The 16,481-nt window shown below is 35.8% G+C and carries 30 protein-coding genes; 25 read left to right on the forward strand and 5 right to left on the reverse strand.

Annotated elements, in window-relative coordinates; all coding sequences use genetic code 11:
- From QRN68_RS14725 to QRN68_RS14795, 15 genes are all read left to right on the forward strand, one after another.
- Positions 1–423 (forward strand): hypothetical protein, encoded by a 423-nt coding sequence (locus tag QRN68_RS14725; RefSeq protein ID WP_285397648.1) that lies wholly within the window; start codon positions 1–3, stop codon positions 421–423.
- A complete protein-coding gene (locus QRN68_RS14730) occupies positions 423–1,400 on the forward strand; it encodes an XkdQ/YqbQ family protein (protein WP_285397649.1) in 978 nt (325 codons plus the stop codon). The genes QRN68_RS14725 and QRN68_RS14730 overlap by 1 nt, the downstream gene beginning before the upstream one ends.
- Positions 1,401–1,760 carry a DUF2577 domain-containing protein gene (locus QRN68_RS14735; RefSeq protein ID WP_285397650.1) on the forward strand — a complete coding sequence of 120 codons (360 nt, stop codon included), beginning with the start codon at positions 1,401–1,403 and terminating at the stop codon, positions 1,758–1,760.
- On the forward strand, positions 1,760–2,206 hold the full coding sequence (locus tag QRN68_RS14740; RefSeq protein WP_285397651.1) for a DUF2634 domain-containing protein: 447 nt from the start codon (positions 1,760–1,762) through the stop codon (positions 2,204–2,206). Before QRN68_RS14735 ends, QRN68_RS14740 begins: the two co-directional genes overlap by 1 nt.
- Positions 2,207–3,250 (forward strand): baseplate J/gp47 family protein, encoded by a 1,044-nt coding sequence (locus tag QRN68_RS14745; RefSeq protein WP_285397652.1) that lies wholly within the window; start codon positions 2,207–2,209, stop codon positions 3,248–3,250.
- Positions 3,247–3,594: a phage tail fiber protein gene (locus tag QRN68_RS14750; RefSeq protein ID WP_285397653.1), complete on the forward strand. Its 348-nt coding sequence runs from the start codon at positions 3,247–3,249 to the stop codon at positions 3,592–3,594. The genes QRN68_RS14745 and QRN68_RS14750 overlap by 4 nt, the downstream gene beginning before the upstream one ends.
- An 8-nt stretch (positions 3,595–3,602) precedes the next feature.
- Positions 3,603–4,418: a putative phage tail protein gene (locus QRN68_RS14755; protein WP_285397654.1), complete on the forward strand. Its 816-nt coding sequence runs from the start codon at positions 3,603–3,605 to the stop codon at positions 4,416–4,418.
- Entirely contained in the window at positions 4,418–4,735 is a 318-nt protein-coding gene (locus QRN68_RS14760; protein ID WP_285397655.1) for a hypothetical protein, read from the forward strand. The genes QRN68_RS14755 and QRN68_RS14760 overlap by 1 nt, the downstream gene beginning before the upstream one ends.
- Positions 4,732–5,556: a glycine-rich domain-containing protein gene (locus QRN68_RS14765; RefSeq protein WP_285397656.1), complete on the forward strand. Its 825-nt coding sequence runs from the start codon at positions 4,732–4,734 to the stop codon at positions 5,554–5,556. Before QRN68_RS14760 ends, QRN68_RS14765 begins: the two co-directional genes overlap by 4 nt.
- An 11-nt stretch (positions 5,557–5,567) precedes the next feature.
- Positions 5,568–5,849 carry a hypothetical protein gene (locus QRN68_RS14770; protein WP_285397657.1) on the forward strand — a complete coding sequence of 94 codons (282 nt, stop codon included), beginning with the start codon at positions 5,568–5,570 and terminating at the stop codon, positions 5,847–5,849.
- 1 nt (position 5,850) lies between these two features.
- Positions 5,851–6,012: a hypothetical protein gene (locus QRN68_RS14775; protein ID WP_285397658.1), complete on the forward strand. Its 162-nt coding sequence runs from the start codon at positions 5,851–5,853 to the stop codon at positions 6,010–6,012.
- Positions 6,013–6,100: 88 nt separating this feature from the next.
- A complete protein-coding gene (locus QRN68_RS14780) occupies positions 6,101–6,283 on the forward strand; it encodes a hypothetical protein (RefSeq protein WP_285397659.1) in 183 nt (60 codons plus the stop codon).
- A 78-nt stretch (positions 6,284–6,361) separates the two neighbouring features.
- A complete protein-coding gene (locus QRN68_RS14785; RefSeq protein WP_285397660.1) occupies positions 6,362–6,574 on the forward strand; it encodes a Thoeris anti-defense Tad2 family protein in 213 nt (70 codons plus the stop codon).
- A 69-nt stretch (positions 6,575–6,643) separates the two neighbouring features.
- A complete protein-coding gene (locus QRN68_RS14790) occupies positions 6,644–7,048 on the forward strand; it encodes a phage holin family protein (RefSeq protein ID WP_285397661.1) in 405 nt (134 codons plus the stop codon).
- Positions 7,045–7,716: a M15 family metallopeptidase gene (locus QRN68_RS14795; RefSeq protein WP_285397662.1), complete on the forward strand. Its 672-nt coding sequence runs from the start codon at positions 7,045–7,047 to the stop codon at positions 7,714–7,716. The genes QRN68_RS14790 and QRN68_RS14795 overlap by 4 nt, the downstream gene beginning before the upstream one ends.
- 363 nt (positions 7,717–8,079) lie before the next feature.
- Here QRN68_RS14795 and QRN68_RS14800 read toward each other — a convergent pair whose 3' ends face one another.
- From QRN68_RS14800 to QRN68_RS14820, 5 genes are all read right to left on the reverse strand, one after another.
- Positions 8,080–8,274, reverse strand: a complete 195-nt coding sequence (locus QRN68_RS14800) for a hypothetical protein (RefSeq protein WP_285397663.1) — start codon at positions 8,272–8,274, stop codon at positions 8,080–8,082.
- 30 nt (positions 8,275–8,304) lie between these two features.
- A complete protein-coding gene (locus tag QRN68_RS14805; protein ID WP_285397679.1) occupies positions 8,305–8,367 on the reverse strand; it encodes a YjcZ family sporulation protein in 63 nt (20 codons plus the stop codon).
- Between the two features lie 280 nt (positions 8,368–8,647).
- On the reverse strand, positions 8,648–8,977 hold the full coding sequence (locus tag QRN68_RS14810; protein ID WP_285397664.1) for a hypothetical protein: 330 nt from the start codon (positions 8,975–8,977) through the stop codon (positions 8,648–8,650).
- Between the two features lie 126 nt (positions 8,978–9,103).
- Positions 9,104–9,235: a hypothetical protein gene (locus QRN68_RS14815; RefSeq protein WP_285397665.1), complete on the reverse strand. Its 132-nt coding sequence runs from the start codon at positions 9,233–9,235 to the stop codon at positions 9,104–9,106.
- Positions 9,236–9,466, reverse strand: a complete 231-nt coding sequence (locus QRN68_RS14820; RefSeq protein WP_285397666.1) for a helix-turn-helix domain-containing protein — start codon at positions 9,464–9,466, stop codon at positions 9,236–9,238. It abuts the gene before it with no gap.
- Between the two features lie 170 nt (positions 9,467–9,636).
- Between QRN68_RS14820 and QRN68_RS14825 the strand changes: the two genes are divergently transcribed.
- The 10 genes from QRN68_RS14825 (at position 9,637) to QRN68_RS14870 (ending at position 16,082) form a co-directional block, all read left to right on the forward strand.
- Positions 9,637–10,530 carry a helix-turn-helix domain-containing protein gene (locus QRN68_RS14825; RefSeq protein ID WP_285397667.1) on the forward strand — a complete coding sequence of 298 codons (894 nt, stop codon included), beginning with the start codon at positions 9,637–9,639 and terminating at the stop codon, positions 10,528–10,530.
- A gap of 134 nt (positions 10,531–10,664) precedes the next feature.
- The gene (locus tag QRN68_RS14830; protein WP_285397668.1) at positions 10,665–11,426 is read left to right on the forward strand and encodes a hypothetical protein; all 762 of its coding nucleotides are present in this window, start codon (positions 10,665–10,667) and stop codon (positions 11,424–11,426) included.
- A gap of 314 nt (positions 11,427–11,740) precedes the next feature.
- Positions 11,741–11,956, forward strand: coding sequence for a DUF1659 domain-containing protein (locus QRN68_RS14835; RefSeq protein ID WP_285397669.1), 216 nt, complete (start codon positions 11,741–11,743; stop codon positions 11,954–11,956).
- A 15-nt stretch (positions 11,957–11,971) separates the two neighbouring features.
- Complete coding sequence (locus QRN68_RS14840; protein ID WP_285397670.1) at positions 11,972–12,196, forward strand: DUF2922 domain-containing protein; 225 nt, start codon at positions 11,972–11,974, stop codon at positions 12,194–12,196.
- A 71-nt stretch (positions 12,197–12,267) separates the two neighbouring features.
- Entirely contained in the window at positions 12,268–12,390 is a 123-nt protein-coding gene (locus QRN68_RS14845; protein WP_082337366.1) for a YvrJ family protein, read from the forward strand.
- A gap of 103 nt (positions 12,391–12,493) precedes the next feature.
- A complete protein-coding gene (locus QRN68_RS14850) occupies positions 12,494–13,102 on the forward strand; it encodes an SCO family protein (protein ID WP_285397671.1) in 609 nt (202 codons plus the stop codon).
- 507 nt (positions 13,103–13,609) lie between these two features.
- Positions 13,610–14,050, forward strand: coding sequence for an SMI1/KNR4 family protein (locus QRN68_RS14855; RefSeq protein ID WP_285397672.1), 441 nt, complete (start codon positions 13,610–13,612; stop codon positions 14,048–14,050).
- A 389-nt stretch (positions 14,051–14,439) separates the two neighbouring features.
- Positions 14,440–14,832 (forward strand): immunity 22 family protein, encoded by a 393-nt coding sequence (locus tag QRN68_RS14860; protein WP_285397673.1) that lies wholly within the window; start codon positions 14,440–14,442, stop codon positions 14,830–14,832.
- 105 nt (positions 14,833–14,937) lie between these two features.
- The gene (locus QRN68_RS14865) at positions 14,938–15,270 is read left to right on the forward strand and encodes a DUF7716 domain-containing protein (protein WP_285397674.1); all 333 of its coding nucleotides are present in this window, start codon (positions 14,938–14,940) and stop codon (positions 15,268–15,270) included.
- 92 nt (positions 15,271–15,362) lie between these two features.
- Complete coding sequence (locus tag QRN68_RS14870; RefSeq protein ID WP_285397675.1) at positions 15,363–16,082, forward strand: hypothetical protein; 720 nt, start codon at positions 15,363–15,365, stop codon at positions 16,080–16,082.
- Positions 16,083–16,481 lie beyond the last annotated feature (399 nt).

The raw sequence follows: 16,481 nt of genomic DNA on the forward strand, positions 1-16,481 counted from the left end.
GTGGATATATTTTTAAGTACAATGGATCGTAAACAGATTATTCAACTTCCTATAGTGCCAGCTGAGTTTAAAATACCTAGCCCAATGAATAATGAAACATTCACAACCATTAACCAGGGCGATATTAAAGCAATTGGTCGTAGGGGCTTAAAGGCACTTAATATAGACACATTTTTCCCCTCCAAGTTGTATCCTTTTTCGCGAGATACTTCTTACTTAGGTTGGGAATACGTTGACATTATCGAATCTTGGATTGATAAACGGTTTCCTATTCGCCTAGTTATTTCGAACACACCTATCAATTTACTGATGGTTATCGATAAATTTGAATACGGTCCACAAGATGGTTCAGGCGATGTATATTATTCACTTGGTCTATCGGAATTTAAGGAGATTATTTTAGAAACAAAGAAGGTGAAATGATGGCACATGAATTATGGCTAATCAAAGGCGATACCATGACGAATATTACGCCTTTGCTTGGAACATTAACCTGGCGTAGTAACATGGATGAACTAGGAGACGAAATTAATTTCAGTATTGCTTTTAATGATACGAACTACTTTCCAGTGAATCCATGTGATATAGGCGATATGGTGGCTCTATACAACAACGGTAAGGAAATCACGCGAGCTATTATCGTGGATGAGCAGAAAAATGGATTTGCACCAATTGCATACATCGGATTTGATTATGCGTTTTATCTAAATAAATCAACTGCTGTGTATCAATTTAATAAACTATCTGCAGATGCCTGTATAAAGAAAATCGCTAAAGATTTTAATATCCCAATTGGTAAGATTATATCTATTCCTAAACCAATCACGAAAATTTATAACGATAAAAAAGTCAGTGAAATTATTAAAGAAATTTTAACGACTGCAGAACAATCGTTAGGCGTGAAATATCTCATGGAAATGCGCCAGGGTAAGTTATACATCGAAAAACAAGGTGATGTTGTGGTAACAGGTACATTTCAATTGTTCGAAGGTGGCCCCGAGTACGACATTCATTCAGCCCTTATGAATCCATCTAAAAAACGCAGCATTACAGACATGGCTAATACAATTCAGGTGGTTGGCAACAATGACAAAGTTGTTTTAACAAAGTCTGATAGTACAATGGTTGAGAAATATGGCCAGATTACTAAAGTGGTGAAGTTAGATCAAAATGAGAAAAAAAGCGCTAAACAGGTTGCTGAAAATGAATTAAAGCAGCTATCAAAAATTGTGGAGGAAAATGGCGTTGAATTGATGGGCCATGATGATTTTAGGGCTGGCCGTTTATTTGCACTAGAAGAACCAACAACGGGTATTAACGGCACTTTCTTAATTAAAGATGTGCTACACACTATCAGTAAAGGAATTCATACAATGAAGCCTAGTTTAGAGGTGAAGTAAATGGATGCAATCACGGATCTTGCAAAAATGTTTAATGACAACAAAAATCCAAAACCTATATCAATGTCAACTGGTACCGTTATTTCACCGCCTCCAAATGCTCAAATACGATTAAATGATACAGTCATCTTATATAATAACCAGTTAGTATTCGCTGCTCATATTCTTGAAGATTATGAACGTGAAATTGAGCTAGAAGGTGATATTAGATTCACTGATAGCCCATTTCAGACTTTTGAGGCTAAAGAAGTAAGATCCACAACAAAAGATACGCTTAAAGAAGATGACGAAGTAATATTGTTACCTACTGCAGACGAGCAGCTTTATTTTGTCTTGGCCAAGGCGGTGAGGTTTGAATAATGTTACCTAAGATTGCTCAACTAGAATTTAATAACCAGGAGATTAAAAAAGACTTACCTCCACTTGGTAAGTCTTTTTTATATGACTTTAAAAAAGGCGATTTCGTGATGCGAAATGGAAAAATGGTTGAAGTACACGGTCTTGAAACATTAAAGCAATGGATTTTAAAAGTGTTAAAGACTGAGCGCTTTCGTTTTAGGATCTACAAAGATATTCCATACGGAGTCACGCTTGAAGATTTAATAGGCTCTAACTTGCCACGTGCATTTGTTGAAGCTGAGATTAAACGAGAAGTTACAGAGTCTTTGATGGAACACACACATATACAAGCAATCCAGGAGTGGCAATTTATCCGTGATGGAACATGGATGAGAATTAAATTTAGAGTCATTACGGTAGAGGGGGCTTTCGATATTGACGAGCCAATTAAGGAGGTGGCAGCGTAGATGGAAGATGAAAAAGTCATACATGAACGTATGCTTTCGAACATTAGCGATGAATACGACAAGTCAACAGGCAATTACATTTACGATGTAACGAAGCCTGCAGCTATTGAATTTTCAGAACAACAAAAAAAGATTGCTAAGGTACAAGATAAATTAGATGTTGAAAAGTTAACCGGTGACGAACTTACTCGCACCGTATATCAGCGCACAGGGCAAATCAGAAAACCTTCAACAAGAGCAACAACGACAGTTATTGTATCGGGTACAGCTGGCACACCTGTTAAAGTTGGCGAGTTAGTAGCTACTGAAACATCATTACTATATACAGTTATTGAGGAAGCAACACTTAATGAAAGTGGGTTTGCTCATGTACGTGTACAGTGTAATGAATTTGGTCAAATAGGAAATGTGCCAGCTAATACTATTAAAAACTTTCCCGTTTCTATAGTAGGCCTGGTCAATGTTTATAATCCTGATCCAGTGATGGACGGCTACGATGCTGAAACAGATAACGATTTACGCCAACGATATTATGACAAGCTGCAGCGCCCAGGGAAAGCAGGCAATAAATATCATTATCGTGAATGGACCTTAGAAGTTACAGGCACAGGGGATGCAAAAGTATTCCCTCGCTACAACGGACCATTAACAATGAAGGTTGTCGTTATCGATGCGAATAAGCTACCTGCATCGGTTGAATTAGTAGAAGATGTGAGAAAGCATATTGAGAAGGAAATGCCGTTTGGTGTTGAGGATTTGCTTGTAATATCTGCAACTGCATTGTTACTTAATCTATCCGTAGCCTTATCATTATTGCCTGGTTACACGGAGGAAATTGTAAAAACAAATATCAAAAAGAACGTTACTAAATACTTGAAAGAAATAGCTTTCAAAGCTTCATTTGTGAGTTATGCCAAAATAGGCGCACTCATTATAGACAGTGACGGAGTGATGGATTATCAAGATTTACTTATCAATGGATCAACAGCAAATGTTGTTATTCCTGATGATGCAGTGGCAATTATGGGAGGTGTAAATGAATGAATCACATGACTGTTTATTTAAAGAATAAGGTGTTAACGGACAATTTAAGGACGACACCGGTATTTGTTGCCATATTTAATGGTGACACAGAGGTAAGCGCTGCAAGTTATTCACGACAATCTGCGGTATTTGCAGTACCAACAGATGGCCAAACCTCTAATAATGCTGATATTTTATTTCCGATTGCTGCAGAGTCTTGGGGAGATATTTCGCATATTGGTATTTATGATGCAAAGACGGCTGGTAATTTACTTTTTAAATCACAAGCAGAATTTACAAAGAACATCGATGTATCAAGCCAATACAAGATTCCTAAAAACTATCTAATTGTACGATTGAAGTAGGTGATAATATGCACGCTATACCACAATCGGAATGGGGTCAGATCTCCATATTTACATGGGGCGAGTTAACGCCTCACCAATGGGAATGTTTTAGATTAGCATTAATGATTACCGAAACAGAATTGCAGACACATGGGGTTTCTATAGCTTCATCCGGTACAACAAATGAAGTTATAACTGAGCTACAGACACAAGGTGTCAAAGTGGTTCAATCGCCTATCATTATGCAAACACAAGCTGAAATGATTACAAGTATTGTTGTTTCGACACGAGATTATCTAACGGATATGATTAAATATTTACCGTTATATGAGCGTAAATCATCCGTATTTAGAACGGTACTTAACTCAGACGACAGGGAGTTTCGTAACACTGAGCAACAGCTTGAAATCGTTAATCGTAATATATTTATCGATACAGCGATTGAGGCCTTGCCAATATATGAACGTGATCTTGGTATTAAATCGATTGGAACATTACGCTATGACCAACGGAGAGAGCAGATCACTTCACGAAATCGGGCAAGCTTTGACCAAACAACAAAAGAAACAATTAAGTCGGTTGCAGCTGCTTACAGTAATGGAGATGTAGAGGTAAACCCAACAAGCATACCTGGTGTATACGAAATTAAATTCGTTGGTAAAAAGGGTATACCGGATAACATAGCTGGTCTAATGCAAGCGATTGAAATTATTGTGCCAGCACATCTGCAGTTTGATTATGCGTATACCTTCAACGTTTGGGAATTTGTAAGCAATAGAACCTGGGGAAGTGTAACCAATATCACATGGGATGATATACGAATATGGAATGAGGTGAGCTAATGGAATACACACCAAATCTGAACTTAAAGAAACCAGGTTTAAAAGACAATATTTTAATTTCAGATATAAACGAAAATATGGAAACTTTAGATGGTGCCGTCAGTGAATTACAAAAGGGTAACACATCGATACCCGACTTAGAGACAGTAGATAAAACATTGGCCGGAGCCATTAACGAGGTAAAAAACGAAATGACCGGTCATGTAATAGATCCAATGCCTCACATGTTTATCGATAATGGTATTACTTATCGATGGGGATTCAGAACAGTTAATAATGGTGAACCTCAAATTATTTATGAGGAGGTAACAGGATGAACATAATCGATATGGCAACAAAAATGATGCAGACAGCAATAAAATCTGTCGTAGATAATATTAAAGGTACTGTAGATAGTACAAAAAACGAAGTTGCAGAAATAAAATCAGCAGTAAATGAAACACAAAAAGTCGTATCTAGTGTTTCAGGATGTGCAGTATTTGATAAACCTGGTACTTACTACTGGACTTGTCCTGCGAATGTAAAAGCGGTGAAGCTAACTATGTTCGGCGGTGGCGGAAGTGGTGACGTGCTTCAGGGTAATTTTGAGTCTGACGAAAGAGCGCAAGGCGGTGGGGGTGGAGCTTTTGTAGGTGGTAAATTCGTTTCTGTTATCCCTGGCACGACATATACATTAATTGTTGGTAAAGGTGGAAACCCAGCACCTGGTAATGCAAGTATTAATAACGTTTCTAGAGGTTTAACAGGCGGTAGTAGTTCGGCATTTGGTTTAATTTGCGCTGGTGGTCAAGGTGGTGGCATTGGTGCACCGAGTGGCAATTCTTCTTTAGTTACTGCAGGAACGAATGCGATTCATCCTTATGGATACACTACTGATGTTTATGCTGGATTTGAAGCTTATACCCCTTACGGAAAACCAGGAAAATCATCTAGGGTTTCTGATAACAGTAACGATTTGATGGCTGGTGGTGGTGGTCCTGGATATGGAAGTGGTGGCGATGGTGTTGCCGGTTACTCTTCTATAACACCTACTGTAGCTGGAATCGGCGCAGGTGGCGGTGGAGTAGTATTCCGAGCTGGTAGTGGGTGGTTTTCTTCTATGCCTGGTGGAGATGGCATTATAATTATAGAATGGTAGGAGGAACAGACATGAAAAGATATGCACAAATTATAGGCGAAAGAGTTCACTGGATATTTGAAGCAGATGAATTACCGCCATATCCGAATCCAGAAGATTTCTTAGATATTACTGGGCGTGAAGGTATTGAAGAAGGGTATTTATATAATGCTAAATCAGGCGTATTTACAGCACCTGTAGCACCTGAACCAACGCCAATCAAACCACAACCAACACTCGAGGAAATGCAGGCACAAACGCTTTTAAACACTGAATACTTGGTATCAAAAAGTGAATTATTAGGAGGAAACTAAAATGTCAGTCTACGAATTATGTAAATTTTTAATTGAGCGTAAACGCTATGAGCATGAGGCTATGTTAAATAAGGTAAACGTCTTTTATGCTAATAATCAACTAAAAGATGATGAGTATACAGGGTTACTTACAGTAATGGACGACCAGAAGACGCAGGCATGAGCCTAGCGTTATTTTTATTGTCTAAATCTTGTTGAAGGAAAATCTCTCTTTTTTGTCGAAATATAGATGGTGAAGGAGAGGATTTATTATGTTAACAGAGCAAAGAAAAGAAGCAATTAAAATCGCTAAGGAACTAACTTCAGATTTAAATAGCGCAGAGATAATAGGGTCTTTTATGATTGCGGTAATCGAATTGTTGGAATCGAAAAATGTAGCAACTTTCGAAGAGATTGAAACGCTTGTTACAGATATTAAAGCTATGACAAAATAATATAGAATGAATATTGATTCGCCTTCCACAGATTATTGTGGAGGGCTTTTATTATGCAAAAAAACGGAGGTATTTACAATGAAATTTGAACAAGCATTTGAACAAGCAAAACAAGGGAAAGGGATGCGATTACCACAATGGCAACCGGATGTTGTTGTCCGTGTTCAATACCCTGATGAACATAGCAAAATGACAGCACCTTACTTATACGTGGAAAGCCGTTTTGGATGTGTGCCGTGGAAAGAAACATACATTGAGCTATTCGCTGAAAATTGGACAGTTATTGAGTAGGATTACACAACATTATTTAGCACTCTCAAACGAGGGTGCTTTTTACTATGCAAAAAGGGAAGTGTTCTAATGGAAAAATGGATTGCTGCAGTAAGTGGAGCAATTGGCACGTTGGTGTCGTATTCGGTTAACGGTTTAGGTATGGCAGTAACAGTTTTAATAGGATTTATGGCTATTGACTACCTCACAGGAATTATGAGTGGGATTGTAAACCGGAATTTAAATAGCCGAGTAGGTTTCAACGGCATCATACGAAAAATTTATTACTTAATGCTAGTTGGTTCAGTGTATTTACTGGCATTAGTGATTCCAGGTATCGAGTACGCAGGTGATGGGGCAGCCATTGCATTCTGTGTACTCGAATTTATTTCTATCACAGAAAACGGTACAAAGATGGGCTTGCCTACACCGAATTTTATTAAAAATATTTTAGCGATTGTAAAGGATCAAACAGGAGAGGGGAACACGAAATGAGTACAAGCGTAACTACTACATGTCGAGACTTGGCCGAACTATTACCAGCTGCACAAACAGCTTGTAGATTGCTATTCCAAGAGTGTTTCAAGGCTGGTATTAAGAATATCTTCATTACGGAAACGTATCGAAGTCAAGCACGCCAAAACTACTTATATGCACAAGGACGAACACGACCAGGGCAAATTGTTACATGGACATTAAAAAGCAACCATAACAGCCGTCTAGCATGGGACATTGCTGTTGGTCTTCCACAATCTCTTTATGATGTGACAACGCTGAGTCAAGTAGGGGCTATTGCACGAAAGCTAGGCATTACGTGGGGCGGTGATTGGGTAGGCAGTATTGACCGACCGCACTTTGAGGTTAAATCATCTTGGAAGATGCCAAAAGGATACAAGTTAGAAGGACAAGTAATCGTACCAAGTAACAGCAAAATGAAAGTTCAATTAATTGTGGAAGATAAAAAGGAGGAAATTAAATTGACAAATACAAATTGGAATCCAGGTTCACCAGCTATGAAAACTGAAACGGAGAATTATATTGCACAAGCTGTAAAGGATGGTATTATTCAAGCTTCACATTTGAAGGATTTACAGAATGGTACTATGACAACTGACCGTTTAGTTGGGTTGAATATTACGATTCAACAAAGACGAGGTAAATAGAAGTTGGTCTGTATAATTGGATACATTTAGTTAAAAATGTATATTATCCAAGACGATGGGATTATATCTCTTTTTAAACCATTTGTTGGATTTTGTCGAAATAATTGAATTGGTATAATAATTCAGGTGCAACTTTTCCCTTCTGCACAAAGGGTTAAGATGCACTATCCCTAAACTCAACTGAAAAGCCCAGGTACTCAATTAATTTTGAGCCTGGGCTTTTTTTGTGTTTCTTTACCTCGTAATTCCTGTGTATTCGAAGAAAAAACAAAACGAAGATTTCTAATTAATTTTATTCCACAATCACGCACGTTTACTTCTATTTTTTTTATATTATATATTCACTTGTTCAAGTGTTTATACTTAGAAGATACGTAGTCCAATACTTATGAGGAAAATAGCTGCAATTAAAAAGAAGGGAATGAAAAAGGTTCTAAAGGCTGACCGCATAAAAATTCCTCTTGCTGGATCAACTCCTACTAGTACTCCTCTATGAACTCTTCCATGAATATCTCTAACTTCTACAGCCTGACCTTGGTGTCTACATAGTTGATGCATAGTAACCCTCCTTTCAGAAGCAAATTTTACTTAGGTTCCTACAATAATGAGTAGAATAAACAATACAACAATTAATGCAAAAGAAGTTGTCATTACTCCTCACATATCATCTCCTTTAGAGCTTGGTAATTTAATATATGAGTTATAAAAATAAGTCTTATGGACAAATTGTCAATAATCCCGTGAAATTTCTTGAAACGCAAACAGGTATATTCGTATTTGGATATCGTATTGGATTATTTACTAACTTAAATTCACTAAACATCGTTTTACAAACAAAAGACCAGGCGCTCATTAATGAGTACCTGGTTTTTTAGTTTTAAAAATTTGATTAGTTGATAATAAATCAGTAATTCAAAAAAAGGATTCCTATTTATCTAGGGAAACGGGGAAACATTTGGTTTCCAAAGCCCGGGAAAAATGGGCTCCCAAAACGGGGAAAAAATTCGTGTCTAGAACCGGGGAAAAATTCGTGTCTAAAACCGTCAGGGAAAAATTCGTGTCTAGAACCGGGAAAGAATTCATGTCTAAAACCGTCAGGGAAAAATTCGTGTCTTGAACCGGGAAAGAATTCGTGTCTAAAAATGGGAAAAAATTCGTGTCTAGAACCGGGGAAAAATTCGTTCTCAAAACCACGAAACCTTTGGTCTTCAAAACGGGGGAAAAATTGGCGTCCTTCATTAAAATGCATTGGATTTACCATTTTTTTAACTCCCTTCATTTGATATAGTATAGGCTATGTTCAATTAATGAAGTGGCTTAGACTAAGGTACAGGTTTGGGATCTAAAATCCTTACATTAGTACATATAAAAAAACAGACAACCAATATTAGTTATCTGTTTCATCATTAGTCATTGATTGTATAGCTTTATTAAATGCTTCATCAAAAGCTGCTTTAATTTCCTCGATTGTATAACCTTCTTCAAGCAATTCTTGGGTTGTTTGCTCTAATCTGTTCATTTAATTTTCCTCATTTTCAACTTCTACAATCTTAAATAATTCGTTCATGTCAGTTATTTCAAATGCATTAACTAATTCGTTAATAGATGCTTTGGGATAGCTTTTTTGTCGATCATTTACCATATCACTTACTGCACGGCTTGTTAAGTTCGTTCTTGCTACTAAATCCTTCTGTTCCCAATCTCTTTCTGCAAGTAGTACACGTAAACGTAATTTTACCTCCTTAGTCATTTTCTCACCTCTCAAAAGTAACATTATCATATGTCAATTATAAATTAAGGTAGTCAATTACGCAATTTGTAATTGACTTACATGTGATGTTATTTTATTATGTAATTAAATTACGTAATTTGGTTTTGGAATACAAAATATAATAATGAATTACAAAGTAGGTGAAAACGATGGCATTTGAATACTTAGCACAATACACAACATTCGATTCAATAACAGATATGGACACAGCTGTAGAGAATCACATGGCAGCACACTACTATGATTTGACTGAATCAGAGCGTGCTATCGTTTTCAAGCTTGCTAGTCACAGCTTAGAGCATCCTGGGGTATGTCATTTAAAAGCGAGTACCATTGCTGCATCATTAGAGATCAGCGCAAAGACAGTTTACCGTTCAATAAAAAAATTAGTCGAGTTAGGCATCATCGAAAAAGTACCAGGTACAAAATTAAACGGCATTAAAGGTGCTAGTATTTATCGCATATTACCCTATGTCCCATCGAGCGTGTCCCAACGAGAGACAGTTGATGAGGCTAGTAATGACGTTGCTTGTCCTCCACAATCTGAAAACCTATCTTTAAACTCTTTTAATCTTTTAAGTTCTAAACAAGCAAATAATAATTTATGTGAATTAGAAAATGAATTGGCTTTGCAAGCTGAAAAGAAAAAAGAATACATGAATGAGTATCAGGGGATGCTATTTGATTTCATGAATAGTTTGCCATTAGTAGATAACTTGAAAGATGAATTACACAAAGTTGTATTAGCTTCACAAGTAAATTCAGTAGAGGAATTTATAAAAGCAAAAAATGTGATGTTCAAAATTGCTATGGATATTAAAGAAGGTGTACTGACGGTTGCTAGTACATTAAGAGCAGTATTTGTAGGGGCTTATAGTAAGGCTGTAGAGCGATTAAGTAAGAAGTCGATTAATTCATCATCTATAGAAGAAACAGTGAATAGAGAACGTCCAGTATCGTTTTATAACTGGGTTAATGAGCGTGACAGTCGTACACAAATAAATAGCAGACCAGGTAATTTAGAAAATTGGGTAGAGTGGTAGATGGGTGAAATTATGTAATGGAAAACACTCTACTTTTGTTGGATTTTTAACATTCGTTGGTAGAATAGTAGATTGCTAGTATATAATACTAAGATATTATGTTTTTTAAAATAAAACTGAGTAGGGGGAGAATAATGAAAAAGTTTTTTATTATGTTACTAGCAGCATTAGTAATAGCAGTAGTAAATCCAACAATATCTGATGCGAAAGTGATGCATGATGGAGCCGAAGTTGTAAAAGGACAAACAGGAAAAATGACCTTTAAAAAAGACATCAAGGTATACAAGAGAAATCCAAATGGTACGTTTGATTCGTTAGTGGTTAAGCGAAATAACTTTTTTAGAACGTATGATATTGAGAAATATGATGGTAAAACATTCTATCAAATGGGTCAATATCGGGTACAAGCAACGGATTTGGTAGTTTTCAAAGAAGTACCAATAGAAATCCGTTCATCTTTCTATAATAATCCAACTTATATTGTTATTACTCGTGATGGTATTAATGCTAGCAAATATTACGGATCGTACTTCAAACAAGAAGGATTATGGGGTATTTCTTTCAAGGATACAAATAATGGACAAATACTGAAGTATTGCGACAGTGGTGATGGTACTTACGAATTTTGTTATGAGTATCCTGGTACAGACCTTAAAATCGTTGAGACAATATCGAGAGAAAGAGGTGTACGTTATGAGCTAACAGGAGATGCAGAAGGAAAAGGCGTTCCATTAAAAGAATCTAAAACTGAAAGATTTATGAAAAAGGGAAGCATTGTTTATTCATGGTATAATGAAATTAATGGTTATATATATGTAGTCGATAACTTAGAAGGAAGACACGATAATGCTGTTTGGCTTCCGATGAATTTATTAAAGCCAGTTGGAGATAAGTGATAGATTAAGAATTATATAAAGCCCTCTTATTTATTTGATAAGGGGGCTATTTTTTATGGTTGATTGACATGCGGATAGGATGTTTGTCGATGTCTTGGGCTTAGCTGAATAAACTATAAAAAGACCACCCCGTGGGTGCTGCACCCCAAAAGTTAGAGTGATGGGTCTATTTTTTTGTCTATAAGCATGATAATTATAATAGAAGAAAGGCCACCTATATGGGCGGTCTTTTGTTGTTTTCTGTACACTATAATCCTCATGGTTTTATACCCATATTTATATGTATATATTGTGTAAGAAAGGAGGTGATCCTCATGGCAAAAGTCAATTTCTTAGGTGCAACATTTCGTTTAAAGTATGTCACTGGTCACAATGATCAAAATGAGCCTATGTTCACAACTAAAACGTACCGGAATTTAAACGGCTCGCATAAGGCAGAGGATTTACTAGCAGTAGCTTCTGGTATTGCTAGTCTTTCCTCACTCACACTAGACAGCATTGTAAAACAAGAAACAACAGATTTATCCTAAAGGGAGGGAAAAGTTATGACACAAGTTTTAGAGCTGCAATTTGAGACAGCAGCAGGGAAAACAGCAACGATAGTGATTGATGCACCGAAGCCAACAGTAACTGCGGAAGAGATTCAAAAGGTAATGCAAACAATCATCACTAAAAATGTTTTTGGTGGACAAGCTGGTGCTCTGGTTGCAATGAGCGGGGCTCGAATCGTTGATCGACAAGTGACAGAATTTGAATTAGAGGTAGAATAATCAAGAAATGGTCTTTGCAGAATGTACTGCAGAGACCATTTTTCGCAAAAGTATGTGGAGGAGGGATTCACATGGAACAGTGGCTAAATATGATATCGGATATCGGCTTTCCTATCTTAGTGTCGTTTTATTTACTGCACCGAGTAGAGGTTAAACTAGATGCTATACATGATGCACTTGTCTCCTTAAAGTGAAATGAATTTCACAAAGATGTACGAAAGATGTCACTTAGATTCCTTGTCAACGTTGACATCCTAAGATAGGATGAGGTTAGTGTAGGTAGGGAGAGTGTTTAAGATGAGAAATAAAGTAATTGGGATTGTTTTACTTTTTGCACTAACAGCAGTGCTCAGTGCATGTGGAAATACAAAGTTTAAAGCAGATTATAACTTGGAATTACCAGACTTTGAACATGTCAATCAACGCGGAGAAAAAGTTTCTTTAGATAGTTTAAAAGGAAAACCTTGGATCGGGATGTATATTTTCACGAATTGTAACTCAATTTGTCCACCAATGTCCTTTAATATGACGCAAGTTCAAGAAAAGCTAAAGAAAAAAGGTGTAGAAGACTATAATATTGTTGCGTTTTCAATTGACCCTGACGTTGATAAGCCTGAAGTATTAGCTGATTATTTAAGCAAATATAATGTTCCCGATGAATCTAAATGGAATCTTCTTACTGGCTACTCACAAAAATATATTGAGCAGTTTGCTGTAAAATCAACGAAGATAATGGTAAAAGATGATCCGAATAGCGACCAAGTGATACACGGAAACCAATTTTTCTTAGTCGATAAAGATGGAGTCTTAGTAAAAATGTATAGTGGGTATTCTAAGAATGCTGAAGATGTACCGATTGATACAATTGCTTCAGATATAGAAACATATATTGATGAAAATTTATAGTGAATAGAAGGAAACCGTCTCTGCAAATCAAGAGGCGGTTTTTATATTGGCAAAAATAATCTAATGCACTTTTAGCCTCGTTAATAGTGTGGGAGGAGGGAGAGATTTTGTCAGTTCATTAAATTTTTGGGTGAAATGATTTAAATGGGGCAATAAATCCATCGGTTAGGATTTATTGCTCTTTATTTTTTTGAAACTATTACTTAATATGGTAAATGTGTGAATGCAATAAGAATCAATAGAAATGGATTGAATATTAAGGAACAAGGCAAAGCAATATCTGATGGCAGCTTTGTAATGTTACATTTTACTTAGTTCAAGATTTGAGAGCAGCAATCGTTATCATAGTATTAGATCTTATAGTGAAGATATATTACATAGACAATTTGAAAGAAATACACCACATGCTATTTATCCGATAAATAGCACGCAATATGATGGCGGTACACGAGAATATCGGAAAACCTGACAATATTTTCTAGAAGAGGTAGAACGAATATGCATGATATGAATATATTGCGAAATAAATATAGAGCTTTATACGATATTGATGGAATTTCTAAAGAGTACTTAGTTAAAATCGAACATGAACTTCAAATAAAGCTACCTAATGACTTTCGTGAAATATCTAGTTTCTATAGTGGAGGAGACGTTGGTGGGAAAAATATACATTCTTTTTTATTTTCTGATCCAACAAATCTTATAGAAGAAACATTGAGAATTAGAGAAGCGGTTGATTTACCGAATAGATTTGTTGTTATTGCTGAACAAGCTGAAAGTATTATTGTTATGGATACTGAAAATAAACCATCGATCATATGGCTTGATTCAGTAGAGATAACTAAATTAGATGAACAAGATTTTATTGCGAAGCCAGATGTATGGGAGGAATTCTCAGACTTTTTTAATTACATACTAGATGACGAAGAGGAAGAGCGAAAATATTGAAAAATGCTCAAAGTAAGTTAAGAAAAATTAATTATGAAAAAAGTGCTTCAACAGATTTGACTAAGATTTCGAAACATATGTAAAGAAAAAGATATAAGTCTAGGTGTGTTGATCAACCATTTTTATCCATCCTTATTAATTAGAAGGCTCTGATTTCCGCTAAGGGCTACTCGCTTTGTTGCTGACGCTACGCTTTCGCACAGATAAAACATTTGTTGCTGTCGCTTTGCTTTCGCACAGAAAACATCCGCTCCGTGCAGGGTCTCATCTGTCTCGCTTTCCCACGGGAGTCGAGTAGCCCTGCGCTACAATCAGTTTAAATGGAAATATATTAGCAAAATGGTTTTGAAAATAAATAATTTCTGAAAGTGGGTTGTAACAAAATGTACATGTCAAAAGTTCATATATGGGTTGGTATTAACCATGATGATACAGATGTTTTTGAAAAATACTTTGAATTAGATTATAGTGATCCGGATATAGATATCGATGATCCTAAATATAATGTATGTCAATTTTGTAAAGATATTGGTGAAAGGTGGTATGACGAGGATTTAATAGGTGTTTTTAGAACAGAGGAATTGAGAAATATAAAAGAGTTTTTGGGGGAGTTATCTGTTTCATCAGAAGTAAGCATTGAAATACAAAATACTTGTATAGAAAAAGGTTTTGAAAATATTAATTCAATGTTCTATTATATGGATCCGGAGTTAGTAATATCAGATTTAAATAAACTTTACAACAAACTTATTTATATTGGTGTTTTTGATACTGATTTATAAGACAAGGATAGAACTTGTAGCTAGACGTTCGCATATAGCTCTACAACATGCAAATCTTCATTGACCAACAGGTGGTATTTAAAAAATTTAATAAGGATGTTTTGGATGAATATAAATATGAATTTAATTAGTATAAGGGATGTTTTACTGTTTCCAGAAAAAAATCCTGATACGTGGTTTTATCTCCCGCCCAATCAAGCTGAATGGAGTTTGGATACAGAAGGAGTATTTTCACTAGATAGTTTTGATTTTTCACCCGATTCTGATGCGTATGTGCCAGAACAGGCTAGAAAAAATGGTTGGATAGAAACATTAGATGCTGCAAGTATTGAAGATGTAGTAGAAAATGCAAAAGCTCAGTTGGGCAAACCATCATTAGACCAGTTGCTAAGTGCATTTATTTTTTACTATGAAAATGATGCGTTTCTAGAATTTTAAAACAGGTTTCTGCATGATTTATCGTAGGTGTTGTTTTAACTCAGGTAATGTGAAGATAGAAAGAATTATCTAAGGTCAGAAAGGTGTAAAAAATGGGGTTAAATTCAATTGCAAAAAATAACATTGAAGATATTCAATTAGAAGAATTAACCTTCTTAAAGGAGCAGTTTAATTTATATAAAAAACTGTATAATCAATTGAAAGCTAATTATGAAAAGCAAGAATTACAGTGGGAATGGTCAAAGGGAGGATTTTATTATAATTTTACTCCTTTTGAAATTGAAAGATCAGGGTATAAAAAAGGGAAGTTATTGAAAAAAGAACCTAAAAATAAGGACCAAATTATTGAATATGGCAAGTTAGAAAATGGCATTGTTAACACAAAGTTTTATTCAAACGATGAGTATATTTATTCTGAGAAGTTTATTCTTAAAGAAGGAAATTCATTAATTGAGATTAGGTATTCTGATGGAATTGAAATTAAAAGCCTCGATAAAATATCGATTTTATTTTTTAATGATGAAGGGCATCCACAAAAATATATAACTTACGAACATGAAATAGACTGTGAAGAAGAGGACAATGAAGAAGAGTATACTATTGCTAAGGAACTTTATGAATATAAAGACTTAAAGATAATAAAAATAAGTGTTAGAGGCTATATTAAAGATAGTATAAAAAGAATAGTAATTGATAGGGACTATAACATAGTATACGATTTGTCTGATAACTTATCAGAAATTTTTAGCCAAGATAATAATCTTGCAAGTGGTAAACCATCGAATACAAAAATATTTTCTGAGTTGGAGTAATTGTTGTAATATAGTAATTCTAATTATTGGATCATCACCAAAAGTTGTGGATGACATTTTTTAAAATATATGCTCTGTATTTTAGTTGATTGTAGTGGAGACTGGGCGACTTCTCAGGGATTCGCGTCACAGATGAGACCCTGAAGCGAGCAACGCGAGTGAAGCGGCTCATCGGGCGCCCTCAGGAAGCTCTACTCTGCGCGAAAGCGAAGCGGCAGCAACAAATGTTTTAGCTGTGCGAAAGCGAAGCGACAGCAACAAATGTTTTAGCTGTGCGAAAGCGAAGCGACAGCGGCAAATGTTTTATCTGTGCGAAAGCAAAGCGACAGCAACAATTGTTTTAACTGTGCGAAAGCAAAGCGACAGCAACAAATGTTTTATCTGTGCGAAAGCAAAGCG

Origin of the sequence: Lysinibacillus sp. fls2-241-R2A-57 (assembly GCF_030209535.1) — a bacterium.
Lineage (GTDB): Bacteria > Bacillota > Bacilli > Bacillales_A > Planococcaceae > Lysinibacillus.